The 26,580-nt window shown below is 44.2% G+C and carries 22 protein-coding genes; 8 read left to right on the top strand and 14 right to left on the bottom strand.

From position 1 onward, the window contains the following. The first annotated feature begins 25 nt into the window (after positions 1-25). Positions 26-601 carry a L,D-transpeptidase gene (locus C8R34_RS02335; protein WP_258364317.1) on the top strand — a complete coding sequence of 192 codons (576 nt, stop codon included), beginning with the start codon at positions 26-28 and terminating at the stop codon, positions 599-601. A 278-nt stretch (positions 602-879) separates the two neighbouring features. Next, positions 880-1,158: an Lpp/OprI family alanine-zipper lipoprotein gene (locus C8R34_RS02330; protein WP_110337424.1), complete on the top strand. Its 279-nt coding sequence runs from the start codon at positions 880-882 to the stop codon at positions 1,156-1,158. Between the two features lie 90 nt (positions 1,159-1,248). On the opposite strand, the gene C8R34_RS02325 is transcribed toward C8R34_RS02330, so the two are convergent. The 5 genes from C8R34_RS02325 to msrB all read right to left on the bottom strand — a co-directional run bounded on the left by C8R34_RS02325 (position 1,249) and on the right by msrB (position 6,188). Continuing rightward, entirely contained in the window at positions 1,249-2,235 is a 987-nt protein-coding gene (locus C8R34_RS02325) for a L,D-transpeptidase family protein (protein WP_110337422.1), read from the bottom strand. 950 nt (positions 2,236-3,185) lie between these two features. Next, positions 3,186-3,338: a hypothetical protein gene (locus tag C8R34_RS16370; protein ID WP_165872489.1), complete on the bottom strand. Its 153-nt coding sequence runs from the start codon at positions 3,336-3,338 to the stop codon at positions 3,186-3,188. Positions 3,339-3,876: 538 nt separating this feature from the next. After that, positions 3,877-5,043, bottom strand: a complete 1,167-nt coding sequence (locus C8R34_RS02320; protein ID WP_258364323.1) for a cupin domain-containing protein — start codon at positions 5,041-5,043, stop codon at positions 3,877-3,879. Beyond that, complete coding sequence (gene msrA / locus C8R34_RS02315; RefSeq protein ID WP_258364316.1) at positions 5,003-5,626, bottom strand: peptide-methionine (S)-S-oxide reductase MsrA; 624 nt, start codon at positions 5,624-5,626, stop codon at positions 5,003-5,005. Before msrA ends, C8R34_RS02320 begins: the two co-directional genes overlap by 41 nt. 34 nt (positions 5,627-5,660) lie before the next feature. Continuing rightward, on the bottom strand, positions 5,661-6,188 hold the full coding sequence (gene msrB, locus C8R34_RS02310) for a peptide-methionine (R)-S-oxide reductase MsrB (protein ID WP_110337416.1): 528 nt from the start codon (positions 6,186-6,188) through the stop codon (positions 5,661-5,663). A gap of 190 nt (positions 6,189-6,378) precedes the next feature. Between msrB and C8R34_RS02305 the strand changes: the two genes are divergently transcribed. The 5 genes from C8R34_RS02305 to C8R34_RS16365 all read left to right on the top strand — a co-directional run bounded on the left by C8R34_RS02305 (position 6,379) and on the right by C8R34_RS16365 (position 11,153). Then, complete coding sequence (locus C8R34_RS02305) at positions 6,379-7,347, top strand: acetyl-CoA carboxylase carboxyltransferase subunit alpha (protein ID WP_110337414.1); 969 nt, start codon at positions 6,379-6,381, stop codon at positions 7,345-7,347. After that, positions 7,316-8,674 carry a tRNA lysidine(34) synthetase TilS gene (tilS, locus tag C8R34_RS02300; RefSeq protein WP_110337412.1) on the top strand — a complete coding sequence of 453 codons (1,359 nt, stop codon included), beginning with the start codon at positions 7,316-7,318 and terminating at the stop codon, positions 8,672-8,674. Before C8R34_RS02305 ends, tilS begins: the two co-directional genes overlap by 32 nt. A 79-nt stretch (positions 8,675-8,753) precedes the next feature. Next, the gene (gene rfbB / locus C8R34_RS02295; protein ID WP_110337410.1) at positions 8,754-9,818 is read left to right on the top strand and encodes a dTDP-glucose 4,6-dehydratase; all 1,065 of its coding nucleotides are present in this window, start codon (positions 8,754-8,756) and stop codon (positions 9,816-9,818) included. After that, positions 9,815-10,717 (top strand): dTDP-4-dehydrorhamnose reductase, encoded by a 903-nt coding sequence (gene rfbD / locus C8R34_RS02290; RefSeq protein WP_110337408.1) that lies wholly within the window; start codon positions 9,815-9,817, stop codon positions 10,715-10,717. Before rfbB ends, rfbD begins: the two co-directional genes overlap by 4 nt. A 289-nt stretch (positions 10,718-11,006) precedes the next feature. Beyond that, complete coding sequence (locus C8R34_RS16365; RefSeq protein WP_165872490.1) at positions 11,007-11,153, top strand: hypothetical protein; 147 nt, start codon at positions 11,007-11,009, stop codon at positions 11,151-11,153. A gap of 188 nt (positions 11,154-11,341) precedes the next feature. Here the strand turns inward: C8R34_RS16365 and bamC are convergent, their stop codons facing one another. The 5 genes from bamC to C8R34_RS02265 form a co-directional block, all read right to left on the bottom strand. Continuing rightward, on the bottom strand, positions 11,342-12,508 hold the full coding sequence (gene bamC / locus C8R34_RS02285; protein WP_110337406.1) for an outer membrane protein assembly factor BamC: 1,167 nt from the start codon (positions 12,506-12,508) through the stop codon (positions 11,342-11,344). Between the two features lies 1 nt (position 12,509). Then, the gene (gene dapA, locus C8R34_RS02280; protein ID WP_110337404.1) at positions 12,510-13,397 is read right to left on the bottom strand and encodes a 4-hydroxy-tetrahydrodipicolinate synthase; all 888 of its coding nucleotides are present in this window, start codon (positions 13,395-13,397) and stop codon (positions 12,510-12,512) included. 80 nt (positions 13,398-13,477) lie between these two features. Next, positions 13,478-16,090, bottom strand: a complete 2,613-nt coding sequence (gene clpB, locus C8R34_RS02275; RefSeq protein ID WP_110337402.1) for an ATP-dependent chaperone ClpB — start codon at positions 16,088-16,090, stop codon at positions 13,478-13,480. 66 nt (positions 16,091-16,156) lie between these two features. After that, positions 16,157-19,258, bottom strand: coding sequence for an EAL domain-containing protein (locus C8R34_RS02270; RefSeq protein ID WP_110337400.1), 3,102 nt, complete (start codon positions 19,256-19,258; stop codon positions 16,157-16,159). A 255-nt stretch (positions 19,259-19,513) separates the two neighbouring features. Next, the gene (locus tag C8R34_RS02265; protein WP_110337398.1) at positions 19,514-21,001 is read right to left on the bottom strand and encodes an FMN-binding glutamate synthase family protein; all 1,488 of its coding nucleotides are present in this window, start codon (positions 20,999-21,001) and stop codon (positions 19,514-19,516) included. Between the two features lie 81 nt (positions 21,002-21,082). On the opposite strand from C8R34_RS02265, the gene nadC reads away from it, so the two are divergent. Continuing rightward, positions 21,083-21,937, top strand: coding sequence for a carboxylating nicotinate-nucleotide diphosphorylase (gene nadC, locus C8R34_RS02260; RefSeq protein WP_110337488.1), 855 nt, complete (start codon positions 21,083-21,085; stop codon positions 21,935-21,937). An 81-nt stretch (positions 21,938-22,018) separates the two neighbouring features. Here nadC and C8R34_RS02255 read toward each other — a convergent pair whose 3' ends face one another. The 4 genes from C8R34_RS02255 to C8R34_RS02240 all read right to left on the bottom strand — a co-directional run bounded on the left by C8R34_RS02255 (position 22,019) and on the right by C8R34_RS02240 (position 26,526). Continuing rightward, on the bottom strand, positions 22,019-22,381 hold the full coding sequence (locus C8R34_RS02255; RefSeq protein WP_110337396.1) for a septal ring lytic transglycosylase RlpA family protein: 363 nt from the start codon (positions 22,379-22,381) through the stop codon (positions 22,019-22,021). 194 nt (positions 22,382-22,575) lie between these two features. Next, the gene (locus C8R34_RS02250) at positions 22,576-23,223 is read right to left on the bottom strand and encodes a DUF2959 domain-containing protein (RefSeq protein ID WP_110337394.1); all 648 of its coding nucleotides are present in this window, start codon (positions 23,221-23,223) and stop codon (positions 22,576-22,578) included. Positions 23,224-23,288: 65 nt separating this feature from the next. After that, positions 23,289-25,244, bottom strand: a complete 1,956-nt coding sequence (locus C8R34_RS02245) for a diacylglycerol kinase family protein (RefSeq protein ID WP_258364315.1) — start codon at positions 25,242-25,244, stop codon at positions 23,289-23,291. Between the two features lie 43 nt (positions 25,245-25,287). Next, positions 25,288-26,526: a CDP-alcohol phosphatidyltransferase family protein gene (locus tag C8R34_RS02240; protein ID WP_110337390.1), complete on the bottom strand. Its 1,239-nt coding sequence runs from the start codon at positions 26,524-26,526 to the stop codon at positions 25,288-25,290. Between the last annotated feature and the right edge of the window lie 54 nt (positions 26,527-26,580).

The raw sequence follows: 26,580 nt of genomic DNA, 5'->3' as shown, positions 1-26,580 counted from the left end.
CGTCTTAACTATTGATGATCTAAAAGTGACCAAGCAAAATTCTTTTATTCATTATTCGATATTTTTTTTGGTTGGAATGTTTGGTCTATCAGCATTACACAACCCTGTTCGAGCCGATAATGGAATATGGATTGATGTTGATACCATTGAACACACGTTATCGGTGATGCAAGGTAGCACTATTCAAGCTGTATTTAAGAATGTAGCTATCGGGCGCTATGGCACTACTTGGTCCAAGATGACAAAAGACGACAAAACACCGTTAGGTAGATTCAGAGTCGGTTGGGTCAATGAAAAAAGCCGCTATTATCGTTTTTTTGGCTTGGATTATCCAAATCTCGATACAGCTAAACGTGCACTCGATGAAAACAGAATTTCTGAAGAAATTTGGTTATCAATTCTAGAAGCAAAGAATTTGGGAAAGACGCCACCTCAGAATACACCACTGGGTGGCCACATTGGAATACATGGAATTGGCAGGGGCGATCAAGATATTCATCATAAATACAACTGGACGAATGGCTGTATTGCACTCACTAATGAGCAGATTGATCAACTTGGCAAATGGATAAAACCCGGTATCTTAGTAAATATTCGCTAAAAACTCGAATAGCCAGTCTATTGATATCATTCAATATGTTGCTAAATGCTTGAATTGAGTGCTCGAAACAAATATTTATTCATGTCATATAGTTACAGAATAATCTGTTGTCATGGGATGAGCATTTTTGTAAATTTGTCACAGAATCCATTTATTTTGCAGAAAAAATCAGATAAGATTCCAACAAGTTGCTGATATCTAGGTATCAGTAGCTAGTAAAGTGGCGGATGTTTATGCGCATTAAAGCATTAAATAGAATAAACACTGAGGAGATCGGAATGAAAGAAAAAATCAAGCATCCAGTTCGCGTTTTAACACTGGCAGCAATAACAGGTGCTTTTATTGGATTAACAGGTTGTGCAACCACAAGTCAATTAGAAGAATTACAGACTAAAGTTAATGCTGTTGCAGCTGACGCGGCTGCAGCTAAAGCAGAAGCAGCCGCTGCAAGCGCTAAAGCAAACGATGCAGTACGTATTGCTAATGAAGCAAACAATCGTTCAATAGAAACAGAATCAAAAATTGATCGTATGTTTAAAAAAGCAATGCATAAGTAATCAGTTAGTATCACAGTAAGAATTGAAAAAGCCCCTCATTTGAGGGGCTTTTTTATGAGTCACCCTTACTATAATACCCCATTTCACTCTTTAATTATTCTGTGTATGGAATTGAATTTGATGGCGTGAGCGTGAGATTAAAACCGGTATTCCATTTTTCTCAATGATTGCTTTTCTTAAAACCTCTTGATCAATTTCAAAATCCTCAGTTATATTTTTCTTACTACCTTTTAATGCAAGAAAATCATTGATAGCATTTACTGTCATTTGTTTGTAGTTAGCAAACTTCTCTTCATCTTCTTCTAATGGTGGGTGCAGTTCAATAAACAATGAGTCAAGCAGCCAGCCGACTTTAATAGGCTGATTAACGATCTGCACTTGTGTTCCTAATGGAATCTTATCAAATAGTGCTTCGATATCTTCAGGGTACATGCGAACACATCCGGCTGAAACACGCATTCCAACACCGAATGGTTTGATTGTTCCATGTATCAGATAGCTACCGCCACCGATACTTAAACGCATTGCATGCCGCCCCAAGGGATTAGTAGGGCCAGGCGGCACCACACTGGGGTAAGGTTGTTCTCCATTAGCTATTCGATCCATTTGTAGTGATTTCGGCGGTGTCCAAGTTGGATCTTTCTTTTTATCAACTATCTTTGACACGCCCAATGGAGTCACCCAATCCATTCGACCAATCCCTACTGGGTGCGTAATAATCATAGGCTTCTCCCCTCTGACAGGTTCGGGGAAGTAATAAATTCTCATTTCGGGTAAATTAAGTACCAAGCCTTTGCGATCAGCATGAGGGATTATATATCGACTTGGTAAAATAACTTTTGCACCATCTTCGGGTAACCATCGATCAACAGTTGGATTGGCTAGCAGAATTTCAATCTGACCAATATCGTATTGACGTGCTATATCCAGTAGCGTCTCTTCACGACTTGCGTGAGTAGTTCGTATTTGACCAAAAATATCAACATCATGAGGCGGAAGCACCCATGTTTCGGCGCGAATAGCAGAAACAACAACAAGATTAATTATGGCAAAAATAAGCAGGAAAAATCTATACATAAGTTATATCGTGCAGTATCAACGAAAGAAATAACTACGACTAATGGAATAATAACTGAAATCTTCTTGATAAAAGCAGAAAAACAGATGCAAATTTGAACAGTCTCCAAGAAAGCCATCGTGACAATCTCTTTAACAGGCCGTTGAAAAACTATTTGCGTTGCCTACAGTGTTAAAAACAGACCAAGAATGCTCATTGATTATGCACAAACTGCACTTTCTCGCCTGTTTTCGCCTTGTACCGGATCTTAGAAAGCATTTTTCAACAACCTATTAGCATCCCTCGACTAAACAAATACACTCACCATAACAAACCTTAACGCCAAGTTCATAGCGCTTACACACTTATGCTTTCACTTCCCGGGGGTATATACGCTGCGTACACTCCGCGCCTTCCGCGCGCTTATCATTATGTTGCTATGCGTAAATTCTTTTGGCAATCCCAGCAGCCAATAAAGCCGACAATGATTTAGGAAATTGATGATAGCTCAGTTCAATGTCACGAATCACTCTTCCAAGGTAGATCTATATCACTGTTATTCACGCTTAGCTCATTACATTTGCCGCACGTGCAGTACACGACATGTAGTGTTCATCAAGAACACACATCTTGAGACTGTTCAACCCACTTTAGCAAAGCAATCCTCAGTTATTTCGCTTGATTCAGCCGCGTTTTTATCGCCAATAAAGAAATCTTTTCAGTAAGCCACCGCTACCGCTGCTTCATTCGATTCGCTGAATTGCTGGCTTCAGACAGTATTCCCATCACCAATCGGATTGGTATATTAGAGTGCCTTTTCTGAATACAATCACCAAACTGTTTCTCTGCAAACAGACAAGCCATCTTTTCAACCAAACAGAACAGAATATCTATTGATCCAGCAATATCTATCGCAATTCCAGCAACTCAGCGCCTTCCGCTACTCTTAAGTGGCAATATTTAGAAGTTCTCAGGGTTTGTCAGGAGTAGGTTCAGAATCTCTCGGTGCATAAGCTGATGGAGGCGGTTTATCCATCGGGTAACCGTCCAAACTTTTCTTTCCTTCACAAGCAGTTAATACTAATATTGCAAATGCAGTGGCTAGTAGTGAAAATTTAATCATTTGATCTCCGTATTTTTCTGTTTACTTGTGTGTAATAGCATAATCGAAGTAGTTTGATTATACAAATTTGAGTCAAATGATTAAGATTAAATAGCCACAAAGTGTAAAGCTGGATATGTCCAACATCCTTCTATCTGACGCACAAATAAAAAATATTACTTGGCAATCTACGGTTTTAAATACCCCAAAAAAAACCGCCCTGTAACGGACGGTTTTTTTAAACTAAAAATAAACCAATATTTCATTATTTAGGTGTACCTTCACGATCATCCATAAAACTGGGTGGATATTGACCTGGTTTTGGCTCGCCGCAACCAACTAAAAAAGTCGCTAAAAGAGCAGCAATCAATAGAGAGTATTTCATATTCTTTATCTCCTATATTCAAAAAATTTTTTTGACGAAAAATAAATTATGTAAAACAGCTCATTGGTCATTCAGAAATAATAAATGACCATAACCTTAATACCAGAATACAATAATACTGTCCAGAAAAATTAGAGAAATCTATAAAATATCAAATGTCGGTTTGTTATTCGCTTAATTCTTATTCATAATGTAACCGCTAACATACCATTGATAAAGGACTTTTTTAGCCTCACTCCCAATTTCATAAAATGGCAGAAGCTCCTGATCGTCAGCAAGCTTAATGAGTTCTTTGTATGTATTAGTACTTACTTTATAGACTTCACCATTTATAAAAATCTTGTTATTACCGCTTAACATTCTACTTTTCAAGTTAAGCTGCACACCATTCTTTTTAATCTTCTGCTGAAATATGTTGGGTGTCAAAGGCTTCGCAGGCTGTTCAAAAAAAACATGCGTTTTAGGCTCTGAAAGATAAATACCCAGAAAATCTTCGATATCGCTGCGGTTCCATTTAATTTTCTTCAATATCGAATTCACCTGAGACTGCATTGCTGCACTGATTTTTGACGAATGAAGTTGCAATTGTAAGTCGGGATCGGAATACCTGCCTTCCATCGCAACATTATCTTGTAGATAATTAAGAAATTGCGTTATCAACTCATGATGACTCGGCGCACGAAAACCAATGGAATAGGTCATACAATCATCTTCCGCAATACCATTATGTGCATAATGAGGTGGCAGATATAGCATATCGCCAGCTTCCAGCACCCATTCCTGTTCGGGTTGAAAATTCCTCAAAACTCTAAGTGGCGCATCAGCAATGAATTGATCATCCTGTTGTGCGGATATTTGCCAGCGCCTGGATCCCATCCCTTGTAATAAAAACACATCATAGGAATCAAAATGTGGCCCGACTCCACCGCCTTTAGGCGCAAAACTCACCATTAAATCATCTAGGCGAGCATGGGGTATAAAACGAAATCTTGATAACAAATCACGCGCGGATGGGAGAAAATGGTTCACATCCTGTACGAGCAGCGTCCATTGCTTTTTAGGCAACCTTGCCAAATCATTGTCGCTGAACGGGCCATGCTTGAGATGCCATTTACCCTTTTTCTGAACAACAAGACGGGATTGCGCATCTTCATCACATGCCAATCTCATCAATTCATCGGGTGTTAACAAACCGTCAAAACCGGGTAAAGCATTTCTTATCAACAAAGGCCGCTTTTGCCAATAATCACGTAAAAAATCTTTGAGTGTGATCCCCCCCAAAGCGATAGCTTGTATTTTATTAATGTTTTGTTCCCCACAATTCTTCCAGACGTTTATCACGTCCACAGTTTTTCCGGTAATACCCATAGCGAAGTGGATTCTTGATGTAATAATCCTGATGATATTCTTCGGCACGGTAAAATTCGGAGGCGGGTAGAATTTCCGTCACGATAGGCTGAGCAAATCGACTGGATGTTTCCATTGCCTTTTTTGAAGTTTCTGCCAATTCTTTTTGGTCAGGATTAAGGTAAAAAATCACACTGCGATATTGCGAGCCAATATCGCAAAACTGTTGGTCAGGTGTCAGCGGATCGATCGTTAACCAATATGCTGTCAATAACTGAGAAAAACTGGTTTTTGACTTATCAAAATGAACTTGCACAGCTTCCACATGCCCAGTTCTTCCGGCGGATACTTGTTCATACGTTGGATTTATCACTGTACCGCCAATATAGCCCGATGTGGTCGAAACGACTCCGGGTATTTTGTCAAAATCAGACTCAGTGCACCAAAAACAACCGCCGGCAAAAATTGCTACCTCCAGATTCTCGCTGGGTACCTTTGCAGTTGCTGATTCCGCGATGGGTGTATTCATTTGCTGGCAGGCACTCAATATCAATATGGACAGCAATAAGACAATCATAAAATGCCCTCGACAAAGCCACGTCCACATATGCTCACCCTCTCGGTGTCGGCAGTTGATCGGTTTCCAGTACAAACTTTAGCGCCAGTCCGTTATTACACCAGCGCTCACCTCGCGGTGGCGGTCCATCTTTGAAGACATGTCCCTGATGACCTCCGCATCGTATACAGTGATATTCAGTACGCAGAAAAATCAACTTAAAGTCGCGTCTTGTCCCCATATGTCCCGGAATAGGCTGTGTAAAGCTCGGCCATCCAGTCCCGCTTTCATACTTATGCTGACTTTCAAACAGCGGCAAATAGCATGCAGCACAGATAAAAGTCCCTGCCCGATGCTCATGATTTAATTCGCTACTTCCAGGTTCCTCTGTATGCTCTTCAAATAAAACCCGATAGGCTTCCGGCGAAACCAATTCACGCCATGCTTCACGGGGTTTGTTGAGTGGCTCGATTGCAGTTTGCGGATTAATATCACCCGCGACCAATTGCGTTGGTAACAAAAATGAAAGCGCGGGTAATGCAGTAGCTACACTTATTCCTTGTAGAAAGGTGCGTCGTTTCATAAGAAATCCCTCGTTGAGTTAATGAAGTCCGATACTGCATTGCACAAAAATTAACATCAATCGACCAAGCGAGTGTTACTCGCAATTTAAGATGCTAGCTCAGGATTGACATCATTTTGATTAACTCTGCCCTGCAGATTTACCTACAAATCCTGTATCATCACGGTTTTAGGATTATATCTTAGTCTACATGAAAATCACTTTTCTGGAATTTGAACAAAATATTGCAGAATTTGAATCAAAAATAGATGAGCTACGCTTTGCTCAAGATGACTCTGCATTGGACATTTCATCTGAAATCACACGATTACAGGCAAAAAGCCAATCACTCACAAAAAATGTCTATGCAAAATTGACCCCGTGGCAAATTTCGCAAGTCGCCCGGCACCCGCAGCGCCCTTATACGCTGGACTATATAGAGTATCTATTCACAGATTTCGAAGAATTGCACGGTGACCGAAATTTCTCTGACGATCATGCGATTGTGGGCGGTTTGGCACGTTTCAACGGCCAAACCGTTATGATTATCGGTCATCAGAAAGGGCGCGATACCCGGGAAAAAATTTATCGTAACTTTGGCATGCCGAAGCCGGAAGGCTATCGTAAAGCGCTGCGCTTAATGCGCTTGGCCGAGAAATTTTCCATCCCGCTGATTACTTTTATTGATACGCCGGGCGCCTATCCGGGTATCGACGCAGAAGAACGAGGACAATCTGAAGCCATTGGTAAGAATCTTTATGTCCTGGCAGAATTAAGAGTGCCCGTGATCTGCATCATTATTGGCGAAGGCGGCTCCGGTGGTGCCTTGGCGGTAGCTGTCGGTGATGTGATACACATGTTGCAATATGCCACCTATTCCGTCATCTCTCCTGAAGGTTGCGCTTCTATTCTATGGAAAAGTGCAGATAAAGCACCGGAAGCCGCAGAAATTATGGGTATTACCGCCGATCGGCTGAAAGCAATGAATTTGATCGATAGTATTATTACTGAACCCATTGGCGGAGCGCATCGCGATTATCCGGCAGTGATGCAATCGGTAAAAATCGTTTTACAGGAATCGCTCCGCAAGCTTCAAGATCATTCTACCGAGACACTTCTGGGAAAACGCATCGAGCGGCTCATGGCATATGGCTCATATAAGGAAGTCAAAGTCGAATAGTCTGGTATGTGATACTCAAAAAGTATTACTGGCACATATTAAACAAGGTAGTCATTTAACGATTGCCTTGAGTGGTGGCATAGACTCGATCGTATTACTGCATGTACTTGTTACGCTATCCAAGCAAATGCAATTTACGCTTTCCGCAGTGCATGTTAATCATGGCATCAGCCGCAATGCAGTACTGTGGAGCAGATTTTGCTGTGATCTTTGTAACGCTTATGGCATTTCTATCCACGTTGCATATATACACATCTCCAAAGAATCCGGCATAAGCCTTGAAGCGGTTGCTCGCGACGAACGCTATCGCATTTTTAATCACGTACAAGCTGACTATGTGGTGCTCGCGCAGCATTTGGACGATCAAGCCGAAACATTGTTATTACAATTATTTCGTGGTGCAGGCATTAAAGGGTTAAGTGCCATGCCGGTTGTGAGAAAACAATCCTCTGATAATGCACCGCAGATACTGCGGCCGCTACTGGAAGTTTCTCGTAGCAGAATCGAATCCTATGCACGGCAAAACAAATTGAATTGGATCAACGATGAAAGTAACGACAGTATTACTTTCGATAGAAATTTTCTGCGTCATGACATTCTACCGGTATTGAGAGAACGATATCCCAATTATCCTCAAACGCTGTTACGTACCAGTCGCCACTTGTCCGAAGCATCGTTGTTATTGGATGAATTAGCTGTGATGGATAGTGAACACTGCCTTGTTTCCGGTAGGCTTCAAATCGATGGTCTGCGCCAACTGAGTTTTCCGCGCGCCAAAAATCTTTTTCGCTATACTTTGTTGCAACAGGGTGCAAGCCTCCCCAGCACGGTGAAATTAGAAGAAACTTTGCATCAGCTTTTATCGCTATCCTCGGATAATCAATTTCATATCAGTTTTGGCAATACTGAAATTCGTTGTTATCAAGGTGCTGTCTACATATTATCCAGAAAAAAACTCTCAGAGCAATCCGAACAATATCAATACATATGGCGCGGAGAAGCGTTTTTAACACTCCAACATGTAAACGGGACCATTCGTTTTATCCAGGCAGCAAACCAAGGTATCGATCAACAGAAGATATTAAATAAAATAATGACTGTGCGTTCGCGTAGCGGGGGAGAACGTTTTACACCGGCTTGCAACCGTCCGCGACGAAGTTTAAAGAACCTATTACAAGAAGCTTCGATACCACCGTGGGAGCGTACTATGATGCCGTTGCTGTTTTGTGATGATAAGCTCATATGGGTACCGGGAATCGGCATTGACTGTGAATTTCAAGTAAAATCCGGTGAACTGGGAACGCTACCTATCTGGAATCCTGGGTAAGAGTAGGTTATGTAATTTTAAAAACAATAGGAACTTTAAAGATCATTAATACAATCAATTTATTCTCTAAGGAAGCTTCATGATTCTGGTCACGGGTGGCGCGGGATTTATTGGAAGTAATTTTATTCTGGATTGGCTAGCGCAATCTGATGAAAAAATTGTAAATCTTGATAAATTAACTTATGCGGGTAATTTGCAAAACCTGTCCTCATTAACGGGAAACCCAAGACATATTTTTGTGCATGGGGATATCGGAGACATCGAACTCGTTTCACGATTATTGGCTCAGTATCAGCCTCGGGCCATTATTAATTTCGCCGCTGAAAGTCATGTAGATCGTTCAATCCATGGTCCGGAAGATTTTATTCAAACCAATATTCTGGGCACATTTCGCTTATTGGAAGCGACGCGTGCTTACTGGAACGCACTCGAAACAGCCGCCAAACAAAATTTCCGCTTTCTCCATGTTTCAACCGACGAAGTGTATGGTTCGTTGATCCAGAATGAACCCGCATTTACTGAGGAACATCGCTATGAACCCAATAGCCCTTATTCAGCCAGCAAAGCTTCCAGTGATCACTTGGTACGAGCCTATCACCATACCTACGGCCTGCCTGTACTGACTACAAATTGCTCGAATAATTATGGTCCTTTTCAATTCCCAGAAAAACTGATCCCTCTGATGATTGTTAATGCGTTAACAGGGAAATCTTTACCGGTATACGGCGATGGCCTGCAAGTTCGTGACTGGCTATACGTGACTGATCACTGCAGTGCGATTCGCCGTGTTTTAGCAGTAGGCGATCCGGGAGAAACCTACAATATTGGCGGCTGGAATGAGAAACCCAACATTGAAATTGTGCAAACAATTTGTGATTTATTGAAAGAGTTATATCCAGATTCTATGTTTCATCATCTGATCACTTACGTCAAAGACCGGCCAGGGCACGATCGTCGTTATGCCATCAACGCCACCAAAATTGAACGCGAGCTGAACTGGAAACCGGCGGAGACTTTTGAAACAGGGATCCGTAAAACTATTCATTGGTACTTGGAAAACCGGCAATGGATTGCTGATGTTCAAACTGGCGCATACCGGGAATGGCTGGAAAAGAATTACGCTGAGTCGCAGTCATCGCAATGAGAATTTTGCTATTCGGTAAAAATGGTCAGGTAGGATGGGAGCTGCAGCGAAGCTTAGCACCTTTAGGTGAACTAATTGCATTAAATTCAATGGATAACGAGTATTGCGGTGATCTTGCTAATTTTGCGGGCATACGACAAACGATACGGAGAATTGCACCCGATATCATTGTCAATGCCGCCGCCTATACTGCTGTCGATAAAGCTGAAAATGAAACGGAATTAGCGCATATCTTAAATGCTCAAGCCCCTGGCGTGCTTGCGCAAGAAGCAAAGCAATTGAATGCTTGGCTGGTTCATTATTCCACAGATTATGTTTTTAACGGCGGTGGTGAGCAACCGCACCTTGAAACAGATGCAACGGATCCCATCAATGTATATGGAAAAACCAAACTGGAAGGTGAAAACAATATTGTTGCGTCTGGATGCTCGCATTTAATATTCCGTACCAGTTGGGTTTATGCAACGCATGGCAATAATTTCATTAAAACGATACTACGTTTAGCACAGCAACGCGACAAGTTAACAATTGTCAATGATCAGATTGGTTCGCCCACCGGTGCGGAATTGATTGCGGATATTACTGCCTGCGCATTGCTTTCATTGAGGCATCAGCATAAGGTCTCCGGCTTATATCACTTGGTAGCTAAAGGATATACTTCATGGTATGAATTTGCTCGTTTTATCTTGGAACATGCGAGGCAAGAAAATTTTTCATTGAAGACTCAGTTGGATGCCCTGTTACCCATAGCAAGCTGTGATTTTCCGTTGCCTGCAAAACGCCCGCTAAATTCACGCTTAAATGCTTGCCTGCTGGAAAAGCAATTTAATTTAAATCTGCCCGATTGGCACACAGGCGTATCTCGAACGCTGACTGAGATTCTAAACAAGGAAGTATGATGCGCTCAGAGTTTAACCTTCCGCCACATCCTCAAGGCCGATAATCATATTTCCTTCGAGCGTTCCCGCGCTTCCTGAGTCCTGTATTGCATCAATCGAATAGATTTCATAAGAGGAAATATGTATATCGTTATCTATTTCAATTGATATACCGAAGGTAAATATGAAGAACTTCTCAGTTAAACCAAAAACAAAAACTTGCTTGAATGATTGGTTAAGTTCGTTATATACTCATTTTTTTAACTAATAGTTAAGAAAAAGAGAACTTTTTTATAAGGAAAATTACACAATGAAATATACTCTTCTAACTGCATTTTTATTGGCTCTTCTAACATTGTCTGCGTGCGGTGGCAAACCTAGCCAAGCGCTGCCTGAAACCGAAAAAGCAAACTATGAAAAAATCATGAGCGGTGGAGAGGCAGATAGCAAAAAGTAATCCCTCTGTTTGAGGAATTAATAAAAAAACCGCCTTTCAAGGCGGTTTTGTTTTTTAAATTTACAAATTCATTTCTAACGTAGTTGACTTGAGTTATTGAAAGTTCGCCTTACTCTAGACTACTACAAGGAGAAAATAAAATACTCAGCTATCTTTCCGGTAAGTTTAGGTCAGCTTACTTTCCTCTGCTATTTAAGTTGTTCGTGTAATAGCTTCAAAATACGACTAGTAGTAGCAGAATTTATTGCCGTTCCATCATCATTAAGCAGAGTAACCTTGCTGGTATTGGTTCCGGTATTATCAACGTGTATGCGGTATTTTGCAGCTTTTGTATCTGTCTTATCATCATCACTACGCCAGAACATAATTCCCGACAGAATACCTTCGCCATCGCCTTTTTTCTTACTATCGTTATCAGGATTAACATAGCGAACGAAATAAACACCTTCTACCCGATTACGGTCCTCAACGGTAAAACCGATGCGATCAAGCGCCAGCCCGACGCGTCGCCATGATCTGTCAAACGCTTCATTGATGATCAGTGTGTTTCCTGTTTCCCTATCAATGTAGGCACGCTCTTGCGTGGTGCTTCTACCTGCAGTCAATTCCAACTTGGCTTGTTCTTCTGCTACACCAAAACGCATCATCAGCCGGGATAGCATTTCAGCCTCCAAATCAGGATCAGCAGGTCGAGGCTGCCAGATGGTGCGGTTAAGACTGCCCCCTTCCAGCACCTCATTCATACCGCGATGACTGATATATATCTCGGTGTTGCCTAGTTCATTCCGTTCCAGACGGGTCCGGAATTTATCGCGCTCAGCAGTTGAATAAATGCTGTCCAGAAAGGTCGAAAGAATGGTTCGCAAAGGATCTTGAGGAATCTTGGCCCGATTTTCCGCCCAGTCGGTTTCCATAATACCTGTTTCAGGAACTTCCACTTTAATCAGAAAACCCAATTCTTGCCAGAATTCTTTGACTACCGGCCACACCATTTCAGGCGATTGAGGGACAACCAGCCAACGTTGCGTTCCGGCGCGCTCAATATGTACATTCTGAATCGATGATGGTATAAAGGAAGACGTACCAGCCTTCGACTGTCCGCCACGTTCGTTATTATAAGCAGAAAACGTTGTGCTACTACTAGACGAATTGGACTCAGGAATCGAGTAGCGCTCATCAATAGCAGGTTGAATTAGATCGGGCGGAATATCCAGGGGTGGTAGTTTTCCAGCCGATTTGTAATCAATACTCTTGGTTTCAGGAAACAGATCGAGCGTCTTACAGCCCGTGTTTGTCAATGAAAACGCCAATACCAGTGACGGTATAGTTACTTTCCGCCATTTCATTTTTGACATCTTACTCCTTCAAATCACGGATATTGGCCGATCGCATGGCTTCGCGAATCAGCTGATGATATTGAGCAGATAATGGCGTGAGGGGAAGGCGAATTCCGAGACCCATTAAGCCCATTTGTGCAACAGCCCATTTCACAGGAATCGGATTAGCTTCGACAAATAGATCGATATGTAAACGTAGCAGCTGATCATTGAGTGCTCGAGCGGTTTTCAGATCGCCAGCAAATGCGGCCATGCACATGTCGTGCATTATTCTGGGAGCCACATTTGCTGTAACTGAAATAACGCCATGCGCACCTAATAACATCAGTGCCAATGCACTGACATCGTCTCCGCTATAGATGGAAAAACCCGCTGGCGCGCGCGTTAATAAATCAGAGCCTCGTCCAATATCGCCGGTTGCATCTTTGATACCCACAATATTGGGAATCTGTGCCAAGCGTAACGCGGTATCGTTGTGGATATCTGCAACGGTCCTGCCGGGAACGTTATATAAGATATGCGGAATTTCAACCGCCTCCGCAATTGCCTTAAAGTGCTGATATAGCCCTTCCTGAGTGGGCTTATTGTAATAAGGGGCAACTGAAAGGCAAGCATCTATTCCAGCATTTTTTGCGTAAATCGATAAATCAATCGCTTCACGGGTTGAGTTAGCACCAGTACCTGCAATGACCGGTATACGTCCAGCAACGTGATCCACCGCAGTGCGCATGAGTAGATGGTGTTCTTCAAAATCCACAGTTGGAGATTCGCCTGTAGTGCCAACTACCACCACACCATCGGTACCCTGGTCTATATGAAAATCGAGAAGAGAGCGGAAACGTTCCAGATCTAATCCCCCCTCTTCATCCATCGGAGTAACGATGGCAACCAAGCTACCTTTAAACATGACAACTTATCCAGTAAAAAAAATATATTTTACCCGAATCTCGCTGGGACGCTATGTTTTAATCAATCGATATCAATGTTCTATCCATTCATTTTAGAGAAAATGATTTTGTCATCGCTATAATCAACTTTAATCGTATCTTTGGCAACAAAATTACCCTCCAGGATCTCTTTTGCGAGTGGATTTTCAATTTGAGCTTGGATCGCGCGCTTCAAAGGTCTCGCACCGAATACTGGATCAAAGCCAGCTTGAGAAATCACGGATAATGCTGCATCGCTAACCTCAAGTTTCATTTCCAGTTTGGCCAGTCTGGCTTCAAGATATTGAAGCTGTATCTTCGCAATTGAATGGATATGTTTTTGATCCAAAGCATGAAACACCACGACTTCATCAATACGATTAATAAATTCAGGGCGGAAATGGGCTTTTACTTCACCCATCACCGCATACTTGATCGATTCATATGGACTGCCGGACATTTCCTGAATCATTTGCGAGCCCAAGTTGGATGTCATGACAATCACCGTATTCTTGAAATCGACGGTACGCCCCTGACCATCCGTCATACGACCATCATCCAGAACTTGCAGCAGGACATTGAATACATCCGGATGTGCCTTTTCCACTTCATCCAGCAAAATGACGGCGTAAGGCTTTCTGCGTACAAGCTCAGTTAAATAACCGCCTTCTTCATAGCCGACATAGCCGGGCGGTGCGCCGATCAAGCGTGCTACCGAGTGTTTTTCCATAAACTCGGACATGTCGATACGTATTAAATGATCCTCTGAATCAAATAAAAATCCGGCTAACGCCTTACATAATTCAGTTTTACCTACACCGGTTGGCCCCAGAAACAGGAATGATCCATAAGGACGATTAGGGTCAGCCAAGCCAGCACGAGAACGACGGATCGCATCGGATACCAAGCGTACCGCTTCATCCTGGCCGATTACCCTGTCATGTAATTTTTGTTCCATCAACAACAATTTTTCACGTTCACCTTGCATCATTTTAGACACAGGAATACCGGTAGCACGCGATACCACCTCCGCGATTTCTTCAGCGCCAACTTGAGTGCGCAGTAACTTAGGTGCGGCGGCAGAGCCTGATTCAGTTCCTCCGCTTTTCTGTTTTTGATCGCTAAGTTGGGATTGCAATTGCGCTTCCAGTTGTGGAAGGCGACCATATTGCAGTTCCGAGACTTTTTGCCAGTCACCTTTGCGAGTGGCCGCTTCTATTTCCAGTTTAATCTTTTCCATCTCTTCCTTGATTTGCTGGGAATCTTGCACATGGAATTTTTCAGTTTTCCAGATCTCATCTAAATCAGCATATTCACGTTCTTTCTGTTTGATCTCATCTTCAAGTAATTGCAGACGTTTCTGCGAAGCTTCATCTTTTTCTTTTTTTATTGCTTCACGTTCGATTTTGAGCTGTATCAGGCGTCGATCCAACTTATCCAGTGCTTCGGGTTTGGAGTCAATCTCCATACGAATGCGCGCTGCGGCTTCATCGATTAGATCAATGGCCTTGTCAGGCAAAAAACGATCGGTGATATAGCGATTGGATAATTCCGCGGCAGCGACAATTGCAGGGTCGGTGATATCAACACCATGATGCACCTCGTATTTTTCCTGTAAGCCACGCAGGATCGCGATGGTAGCTTCCACAGTAGGTTCTCCCACCAATACTTTTTGGAAACGTCGCTCCAGCGCAGCATCTTTCTCAATATACTTGCGATACTCATCCAAAGTGGTGGCACCGACACAGTGCAACTCACCGCGGGCCAATGCGGGCTTTAACATATTGCCCGCATCCATTGCACCTTCTGCTTTACCTGCACCCACCATGGTGTGCAACTCATCAATGAACACAATGGTTTTTCCTTCGTCTTGTGCGAGTTCTTTCAGCACTGACTTCAAGCGTTCCTCAAATTCGCCGCGATATTTGGCACCTGCCAGAAGTGCGGCCATATCCAAAGAGAGCACACGTTTATCTTTCAAGCTTTCAGGTACCTCGCCATTGATAATACGCTGCGCCAAGCCTTCAACAATGGCGGTTTTGCCGACACCCGGCTCACCTATCAATACAGGATTATTTTTAGTGCGCCGCTGCAAAACTTGAATCGCACGGCGAATCTCGTCATCGCGTCCGATAACCGGATCCAATTTTCCCTGGCGCGCACGTTCGGTCAGATCCAGGGTATATTTTTTCAAAGCTTCGCGACTGCCTTCTGCTTCAGCGCTGCTGACTTGTTCGCCACCTCGTATCGCATTGATGGCCTTTTCCAAAGCTGTGTAATTGGCACCATGCTGCTTGAGTAATGTAGCAATTTCGCCCTTATCCTGCAGGATTGCCAAAAGAAACATCTCTGAAGCAATAAACTGATCGTTGCGCTTCTGCGCTTCTTTGTCTGCCAGATTCAATAGGTTATTCAACGTACGAGAAATAGTAACTTCTCCGCCCGAGTGATCTACTTTCGGTAGACGCTGCACGCTTTGCTTAATACTCTCCAACAATGGAACGGTATTGACGCCAGAACGTTGCAGTAAAGAGAGTGTACTGCCATCCTCCTGCTGCAGGAGCGCCAATAGTAAATGTTGCGGTTCAATTACCGGATTATCCTGACCGACAGCGATACTCTGAGCATCCGCAAAGGCTTGTTGAAATTTGGTGGTTAGTTTGTCAAAACGCATGAAATTCTCCCTCCATATATTATTGGCTCCTACGTGGGGGGCGGATACCGGAATTTCAAGAGCGGATTATTTTGCTATGCGAAGTGCGTGTACTTTACTTATTTCTGGTATGAATTTCTTTAACATGCTCTCGATTTCAGAAACAGGTACCGGTCTGCTGAAATAATAACCTTGATAGTGATTGCATTTTTGTGCGATTAATAGATTAAGCTGTTCTTCTGTTTCGATACCTTCTGCAATGACATCCATCTCCAGACTGTGTGCCATTGCAATGATAGCAGCGACAATCGTGTGATCGCTCTTATCGGTTACGATGTCACGAACGAATGTGCGATCTATTTTTAGCGTATGAATTGGGAAACGTTTCAGATAACTGAGGCTTGAATAACCAGTACCAAAGTCATCAATTGAGATATGTATGCCCATTTCACTCAAGCATTTAAGTGTCTCTACGACTTTCTCAATGTTATCGATCAGCATACTTTCGGTGATTTCCAGGGTGATATATTTTGCTTCCACCCCGGTTTCATTCAATATGCGAGCAATATTTTTTGTTAAATCTTTATCCCGAAACTGTCTTCCTGACAGATTAATGGCCACCCTTGGAACAGTGTAACCCTGATTCCGCCACGTTTTGATTTGTATACAGACTGTTTTTAGAACCCATTCGCCTATCGGAATAATTAGTCCGGTTTCCTCCGCCAAGCTAATAAATTTATCCGGAGAAATCAATTTATGCTCAGGGTGCCGCCAACGCAACAGTGCCTCCACACTATAAAGTTGATGATCGGGCATATCCATGACAGGCTGGTAGTATAGAACCAGTTCGCCACGCTCTAACGCATGGCGCAAATCAAGACCGAGGGTATGCCGCTCGTGAGCAGATTTGTTGAGCTCATCGGTAAAGAACTGATAATTATTGCGTCCATTTTCTTTAGCATAGTACATGGCAACATCACTGTTCTTTAATAATGTCTCCGCATTGGTTCCATCATCCGGGAATACCGCAATGCCAATGCTGCCGCAGATATGTAGCTCGTTTTCATGGATATGGTAAGGTTGTATCATCGCATCCAGAATTTTTTGGGCCACCTTTGCCGCATCCAGAGACTCCGCAATAGAATTCAGCACCACAATAAATTCATCGCCGCCCTGGCGCGCAACGGTGTCTTCGCTGCGGACACAAGCCGACAATCGCTTGGCTACCGCTTTTAATAACAGATCACCGATGTCATGGCCTAATGAGTCATTGATAGTTTTGAAATGATCCAGGTCGATAAATAACACAGCCATTTGCCTTTGATGGCGTGTGTCATGAACCAATGCTTGTTCGATGCGATCCTGTAGCAAATGCCGATTGGGCAAACCTGTTAATGCGTCATGTGTTGCCATTTGGATAATGCGCCGCTCAGCTTCTTTGCGTTCGTACCAACGACCTAGGTCATGTGCAATGGTGTCAATCAGATTCTGTTCATAGGGAAATGTGAATGGCAAGTCTTGCAAGTAAGATACCTTTAACAATCCACACACTTCTCCATTCGACATAATTTTTGCGCTGATTTCGTTGCGCAGGTCTTCATGATACTCCGCTGTAGTAATTCGCTTGTTTCCCAGTTCAATCATGGCAACAGCCATTTCAGGAAAATATAAGGCCAGCACGAGGGATTCCAATATGTTTTGGCATATCTTTTTTGTACTTAGATCTTGGCCCATATAACTTCTGATTATTTGCAGACAATTACTTTCTTTAAGCCGTTCGCTCAAGCCACGGTCTTTTTGTTTGTGTGCGGTAATATCGACACTGATCGACAAATAACAATCTGTTTTTTCAGGGGAACTTACAATCGATATGATTGCTGAATCCACCCAATAGAGTGTTCCTGCTTTATTGCGGTTACAGACTTCCTGATGCCAGACCTCACCTTTGGTAATGGTCGCCCACATGTCAACAAAAAATGATTCGGGATGAATCTGTGAACTCAATAAGCGATGATCCTGTTCTATCAGTTCTTCTTGAGAATAACCGCTGATTTCACACAACTTATCATTGACTTGCATAATCTTCCCTTGACGATCAATAAAGGAGATTAAAGCAATCTTGCCAATAGCATTGATATAGGCAGTCAGCTCAGAAGAAATTTTCTCGGTATGGTTTCTAGCCTGTATTAACTTTCTATGTGTTTTTATCAATGCATCTCTGGATTTAATGGATTTTTGAATCAACGGCAAAGTTAGCCAATGCAGAATTACGATGCCAAATGCGACAAACAGCCCCAGATATAGCAAGATCGTTTTAATCTGATTCGACAGATAACTATATAACTCGTGCTCATTAATCTTGAGTACAGCACCTAATCCATAGGCAACGGATGAATGCGCTGCAACAACATCAATCTGCCGATAGTCTTTGGTGAATTTAATACCAGCTTGCCCTGCTAGCGCATAATGGATTGGTAATGGTTTGTTATCCATGATGCGCTGCATACGTCTAAAACGATTACTATCAAAACCGCGCAGAAAGCAATCCATCTCCAGGTTACTTCCTTTCACAGGGGCACACAGCAGGAAGTCACCTGTCATGCCAATCAGAGTGATTTCTGTAAATATCTTGGTGAGAGCGGGCAGCGGTTCTTCCGTCATGATACGGCCAATGAATTTACTTTCATCATTCAAGATGGGCATAGAATTACGCACAACAAATTGTCCATCATCCCACAACAAATCGCTGTGGATATCTGGACCAGTATCTAATTCAATCATGCGATCCGAGTAATTGGCATGAAGGCCCGATCTAAGTATCAAGTTGCCTTCAGGACCATAGATACTAATACCTGAGAAGTTATTCTTCAGCATTTTTTCTGAAGACTTAATTAAATTGACAACTCCTTCGTCTTTGAGCGCATCCGAATTGGCTTTTTCTAAGCTTTGAATCAGGAAAATGCGTGTGGATGCTGTTTTTGTGTGTGATATGGAATGTGTAATCTGATTTTCGATCAACTTGACCATATTTTCCAGCCCCACTTGCAAACCTGAAGTCGTCATCACTTCAGTCTGTGGCTGCATAATCCTATAGACAGAGAAACCTGTTAACAAGATGAGAGTCACCAGCGTCAATCCACTGATGGTAATAATTCTGCGATCATCTTGATTGATAAAAAAACGAAACATTGTCTATTAGTATTTCCAAGAAACAGAGATTTTTATAACGACTCGTACTTAGGTAAGGGCTATTCAAAGGACGACGAACTATTATCGGTAGGCGGCTTCTATACTTAAGCTGCAATTAGGCACTCTTTCACCCCTTTATCTGCAGTTTTCTGAAAATAGCTTGTCGCAAGTTGATGAATAAGCAAACGCAACGATGCAGAAAGATGATTCAGAGTTGATTACGTTTTGGGAAAACGACCGAATGAAGGAAATAACTTATATTTCTTTCTTCTGTGGTTCGGGATAAGGATACAAAATATTCAGTGCTACGCTTTTACCCGCCGTTTCAACGATGCGCACATGCTCACGCTTAAACTGTCGTGCATGGTGTAAACCGCATGAATGAGCAATCATGTTAATTTCCTTGTTAACATTCTTGGCATAATTAGCAACTCGCAGATATTTTTCTTCAACCACCAAACCGTTTTGCAAGCGTACATCGTGGGTTGTAATGCCGGTAGGGCAAGTATTGAGATGGCAACGCATCGCTTGGATGCAACCCAATGAGAACATAAAACCTCGTGCCGTATTGACAAAATCAGCCCCGGCGCAAAGTGCCCAAGCACCTTCCGCGGAAGTAACCAGTTTTCCCGCAGCGACGACATAAATGCGGTTTTTCAGGTTGGACTGAATCAGTGCATCCACCACGCGCGGCAAGGCTTCCGCAATCGGCAAGCTAACATGGTCAAGCAGTGTCTGCGGTGCGGCGCCGCTGCCGCCTTCACCGCCGTCGATAGTCAGAAAATCGGGAGCATACTCGAGTCCACGGCGATTGATGCTGTCACATAGTTCATTGATAAAATTCCATCCGCCGATCGCCGTTTTGATACCGACTGGACGTCCAGTCAGCTCACGGATGTAATTGATTTTATCGAGCAGTTCGTCGATGTTATTAATGTCCTTATGGCGATTCGGACTGATAGAATCCTGATGTTCAGGAATACCGCGTATCGCGGCAACTTCACTACCTACTTTAGTGCCGGGCAATAATCCGCCTTTTCCGGGTTTTGCGCCTTGCGACAATTTGATCTCAAACGCTTTGACCACCTTGCTCAATTCTTTAGCGCGTTGCGTAGAAAAATTGCCGTGTTCATCGCGAATACCGTACTTGGCAGTGCCGATTTGCATAATCACATCGCAATCGCCTTCCAGATGATACGGAGCCAGCCCGCCTTCGCCGGTATTCAGCCAGCAACCCGCTTGTGCCGCACCAAGCGATAGCGCACGAATGGCAGGTTTCGAAATAGCACCGTAGCTCATAGCGCTGATGTTAATAATGGATTTGGCCTCAAAAGGATGTTCGCAATAGCCCTGACCGATGTGCAATGAAGGTGTTGGCAACTGATCTTCTTCCTGAATCGGGAAAGCGGCGTTCACGAAAATGATCGATCCCGGCTGGCGCAAATCATTGGTGGAACCGAAACCGACCAAACTACCCTTGTTCTTGGCATTTTTGTAGATCCAGCCGCGCGTGGCACGATTGAACGGCATTTCGTCGCGGTCATTGGCAAAGAAATATTGCCGGAAATATTTTCCCTGTATTTCGAAAAAATAGCGCAAACGTCCAATGACAGGATAATTGCGTAGTACTGTGTGCTTTTTCTGTGTGACATCCTGGATGAACCAAAAAATAATCATCACGACGATAGCAACACCGAGTATCGTGACAATGCCGTGGATGATCAAATCAATCGCGTGAGTCATATAATTTCCTTCCTAACAACCTACTGTCGCGGGAGCCTATATACTATCCGTTCGACAATAGTAAGTGAACAGCTTGGGTGCATAAAGAAATTGAACAATTTACTTGATGAAATTAATGACAATGTAAAGCGTGCGTTAGCGGAAGATATTGGTGCGGGCGACCTGACGGCTGCATTGATTCCGCAAGACAAGGAATTAAACGCGTTGGTAATCAGTAGGGAAAACGCGGTATTGTGCGGAATGCAGTGGTTTGAGACCTGTTTTCTGACGTTGGCGCCGCAAACAACGATCGACTGGCTTGCCCGGGATGGGGATTATGTTCAAGCCGGGCAACAACTTTGCACGATCCAAGGACCAGCCCGTGCACTGTTGACTGCGGAGCGCTCCGCACTGAATTTTCTGCAGATGCTGTCTGCCATAGCGACACACACCAAACGCTTTACCGATGCCATCGCCGGCACAAAAGCGCATATTGTCGATACGCGAAAAACCCTGCCAGGTTTGCGATTGGCGCAGAAATACGCGGTAACCTGCGGTAGCGGTGTCAATCATCGCATCGGCCTGTATGACGGCATTCTTATTAAGGAAAACCACATCATCGCAGCGGGTGGCATCAAACCGGCTTTGATGAAAGCGCAAGAAATCGCGCCACCAGAAGTTTTTATCCAGATCGAAGTGGAATCGCTGCAGGAATTACACGAAGCGCTGACTGCCGGAGCAACGATGGTGTTGCTGGATAATTTTACGTTGAGCCAATTGCGTGATGCGGTTGCTTTGATCCTCCAGCGGAGCAGTGAGCGGATCGTCTTGGAGGCATCCGGCAATATCACACTGAATAACGTGCGCCAGATCGCTGAAACGGGGGTTGATCGGATTTCCGTCGGCGGCTTGACTAAAAATATTCAGGCAATTGATCTGTCCATGCGTTTTGTTTAATAGGTCGAAAACTATCTGGGTTGTTGCTACGGCGCTCAAAATAGGCCAAAAAGCGTTTTTCAACAGACTGTTAAGACATATTTATCTTATCTTTTTAAGGCTGACCTGCGCACGCCCTTTTCCCAGAAATCCCAGCTTTTTAGCTGCATGTTTTGTAACATCGATGATATTTTGATTATGCTGTGCCATGCGGTCATTAATTTTGACGATGACACTTTGTCTATTTGCTAAATTAGTGACTTTAACTTGCGATCCATAAGGAAATTTATTATGTGCAGCGGTCAGTTTATTTTGATCAAAAACTTCACCATTCGCTGTTTTTTTACCCTGATACTTGTCGTGATAGTGGACGGCATTGCCTGTTCCCGCTAGGGCAACGCAGGAACTTAGTGTGATAAAAGCAACAGTGCCATGAAATAATAGTGCAGTAACGTATTTATTCATAAGAAATTTCCTCTGCAAAATATCAGCATGTCAGCAATACTGAAAACCGATTAATTTGATGATTTTTATACTAATCCGCAGCGAGACAATCGATGTGGATTGCGGTGGCGGCAGTTTACAGGCATTCGCGCGGTTGGTTTTTGATAATTGAGCATGATTTTACCCGCATTTTCAGCTTGCAATTTTCATACTCATCACTTTTGTTCCATCGTACTGATAAATGCATTCGCCTCATTGATCGATTTTTCCATCGAAGCAACCAGCGCCGACACGTCGGATTTGATGTTACCCAATTCGCCTTTGAGTGAAGCAATGGCGCGGGCATTGAGGTTATGTTTGAGGAACATGACCTGATCATGAAACACGGTGAGGATCGGCTCGATTTTGGCTTCGGCTTGCTTCATCGAAGCGATTAATTGACGGTAATGCGCTTGCGTGGTATCGAGTTTTTTCTGGCTACTTTGTTTCATCGATGCGTTGCTGTATTGCGTAATTTCCGTTTTCCATTCGGTGAATAATGCTTCGGAGACACTTTCTATGTCCGCAATCCGTGTTTTGACTTCGTCGGCTTTGCTCACGCTGGCTTCATACTCGTCGTTGAGTCGTTTATAGGTAGCTTCCAGGTCGCCGCCGCTGAAGTTGGTGGCGGCAGTAAATTGTTCCAGCGCGGATTTGAATTGCTCCTTGGTTTCTTCCTGCGTATCGCGTGCTTTTTCAACTCGCGACACCATCACGTCGCGCTTCGGAATGCCAATCTTCTCCAGGCCTTCGAGATACATCGTGGTGCAGGCCGTAAGCGCCAGCGCTATTGAAAGAATGAATAAACGGGACAGAGTGTTCATGTTGTTCTCCATTAAAATGGTCTACAGGTTGTTGATTTTTATTGTCTGCTACGAAGCGGTCGGATTTAGCGTAACACACCACGTCGTAACAATCGCCAGGCTACTTTCAAGCCCCATAGGATGGGGTGACGGCGCAACATCGGGGTAATTTCGACGCGCACACCGGTGTGCCGCTCAATTTTCCAGGCGGCATATTCGACGCTATTGTTGAAAGTCAGCGTGGCTTTGGATAAGCGCAGGATCGACAAAATTCTTCCCTGCCAACGGCGCAAACGCCATCGCCACAATGTTCGTCGTTGTGTCGCTGGATCGGTCAGGCAGCGGTATTTTCCATTATCTTGTTTCTCCAATATGCCTCGCAGCATAGGGGTTGCCACTTCTGTCAGGCGGGTAAAGGCGCCCAGGTTGGTCTGCGCCAGATGGCGTGCGCGCGTTTCCCGCTCTGCCCGTAATTCGGCGGCATAGGTGAGCATCAGACAGCGTGTCCAGATTTCTTCCACATCGAATATACCTGCTTCGAGTGCTGCGGCTCCCGATTTTAAAAAAGTGACAACAGAGTGCGCCAGCGAAGCATAGATGTGTTCCCGCACAGCATCGTCACGGCAGTAAAGCAACCGCGACGGTTGCGCAAAACGCGCCCAGATATACGGATGAAACCAGTGCTGCGCACCACGCCTGAAGTCGTGTGTTGAAATGACGGCGTATTTGGCGCGTAACGTTCTTCCCTGATGCGGTACTTCTATATAAAAAACATTAGGTGCCAGCCAAGCGTTTAAATTGGCCAAATAGCGCACGGAATAAGCCTTGTGGTAACTATCCACGATGACATACAGATCAACGATACCTTCATCCAGGCTGATCGCGGAATGCAGACAGGAACCATAAAGAATTATGGCATCCAATGACTCGCCGAAGCGCATGATGAGTGAATCCACCACTGGAACAAGATCAGGAGATGTCTCTTTGTTGCTTTCCCAAGCAACTTCACTGAGCAATCGGATGGGCAGTTGTTCGGTGGACGTGACTTTAGTATGAGCCATAGTAGTAACAGCGCCTCCCAGCACTAAAAATGTCACAGGATTGGTTGCGGTAATTCGTAACGGCTTGTTTGCACTGGCAGATCGATATAATTCACCGTCGACAATGTACTCATCATCCATCTGCAGCGTTAAGGAATGGGTATTATGGCTATAGTAACCGTCTTTTTCCTGCAGCACTTCGCCACCGCCTGAAATTAACGGCCATATTGAGCGCCACAAGCGTTTGCGGTGTTGATCGACCAATGTCACATGCAATGGTGCCGGTTCTTTTCCCCAATATGGACGGATGTTTAGCAACAGGCAATCCAATGCACTGACCAACGCAAACAGATAGGTGCCTTGATAAATTCGTCCATCGGTTTGCGCCATGGCCATGGTGACCGGCGCCCATTCGCTTTGATGGCGACCCAATATCATACCCGCAAGAGATCGCAGCATAATCAGGAAGGTAAAAATGCCACCGGTGATTCCGATTTGCTTGACTGGACTGCGCGAGAATTTGACACCGCGCGCAACCAATCCGACGGCGAAGAACATGCCATAGATTGCACCCATTCCTGCCTGCTCGATACGCAGGACGGAACGCTGTACCAGCCTGGGTTCCATTGGCTGTAACAGGAAATCGCGTAAACGGCGCAGGATTTGTTCGGGCTTGCCGCGCATTCCCAAGTCCAATGACGTCATATTGGTGGTACCGCCCGGTATGACCATCAGCACAGGCCATTTCGCTGGCGCCAATGCAGCGAACAAATGGCCGAGTATCGCGTGTGTCGTACCATCTCCCGCGACAATTACCAGTAAATCGATTTTCATTCGCAGCAATTGATCGATTGCACTTTTGAAAGCGATCGCATCGATGGCCTCGCAGACGAAGATGCCAGGTATTTCGCTCAATGCCTGCCGGATGGCCGGTTCATGTTTGCGCGCCTGACCTCCCATTGGGTTGAACAGGCAACCAACTTTAGCTGTCCCTGTTCTCAAGCGGTCAATCCGTGTTTGTAATGTCATTGGGTGTGATAAACGATTAATTGGATGATACCGGATAAGGCTTTTTGAGATTGATCGGGGCGCGCGTAAATATTTTAACCGCCCATATTTCCCGGTCACGTACCGGATCAACATCTTGCAGCCAGGATTTCAGCGATCCTTCTTTTTGCTTGGTTTTCCAGCCGGTCATCAAACGCCATACCAGGATTCCGGTAGAGATCAAATGCCACGCAACGACCAGCAAAAGCCCGAAATCAGGTTGACCGGTCAACCATCCGTATGTCAGCAACAAAAGATTCGGATTGCGCCGGGCGGTGATGAGCCGATTGAAAGAGTCCCATTTGTGCCAGATGAACATATCAAAGTGTGCCAACCAGAATTGGAACACGCCTTCGCACAAACGTCCGCCGACATAGCCGATGAGCATAAGCCACATGAGTATTCCCAGGCCAGCAATGGGCGTCAGCGTACTTGTCAAACCGACTCCCCAAGCCAGATACCAGAGTGGCGGATGGATAATATCCAGCCCATGGTCTAATACATCGCCGAATCGACTTGACGTCACAGTGACGCGCGCCAGTTTCCCGTCCACAGTGTCGAGAAAGGTCATAAACCATCCCATGAGCAGTCCGATACCAAAGAATCCGAACCAGAATGCGACTCCCGCCAGCACGGCCAAAACGACGCTGAGATAGGTGACGTGATTGGGTTGCCAGCCTTGCCGCACGCAATAATGTGTCGCCCAGAATGCCGGCACCGGCCAGATCCACTTGGTGACCAGATCGGTCACACCCTTATACGATCCGGAAAACAGTTCTTGCTCCAGTAGCGGACGATTCTCTTCGCTGATAGGCAGGATGTAAGGCGGGTCCTTCTTTTTCAGATTCTGCTGAAAGTCTATGTGCAGATCTTTCAAGCCAATGCGCGGAATAGTCAGCAACACAAAGCGATAATTCTGGCTCTTGTTATTGTTGAGATTCCTGAGTAATTGCTGTGCTTGATCACCATCGGTGCGTATCGCGGCGGGACAATTTTCGTCGCTATATAACGCTGTTTTTTTCTCCATGCCGAGCAATGCGGTGAGTACTCGGGCATCAAACAGAAAATTGGCGTTCAAAAATAATGCAACAGCGCCGGAAGGAATCTTCTCAACATCCTCAATCAGGATGACTTGTTCTCTCGCTTTCAACATGCGCTGCAAACGCTCGCGGCCGGTTAATCCCCAAATTTTGGTTTCAATTTCACCGAAGATATAGATATAGGTTGAAGTCGACATGTATTGTAGTGATTGGGTTTTGTCTGAGTTATGAAAGGTCTGTTATGGATAAAA

This window comes from Nitrosomonas sp. Nm84, from assembly GCF_003201565.1.
Taxonomy (GTDB): Bacteria; Pseudomonadota; Gammaproteobacteria; order Burkholderiales; family Nitrosomonadaceae; genus Nitrosomonas.
This window is presented reverse-complemented; position numbering and strand designations above follow the sequence as displayed.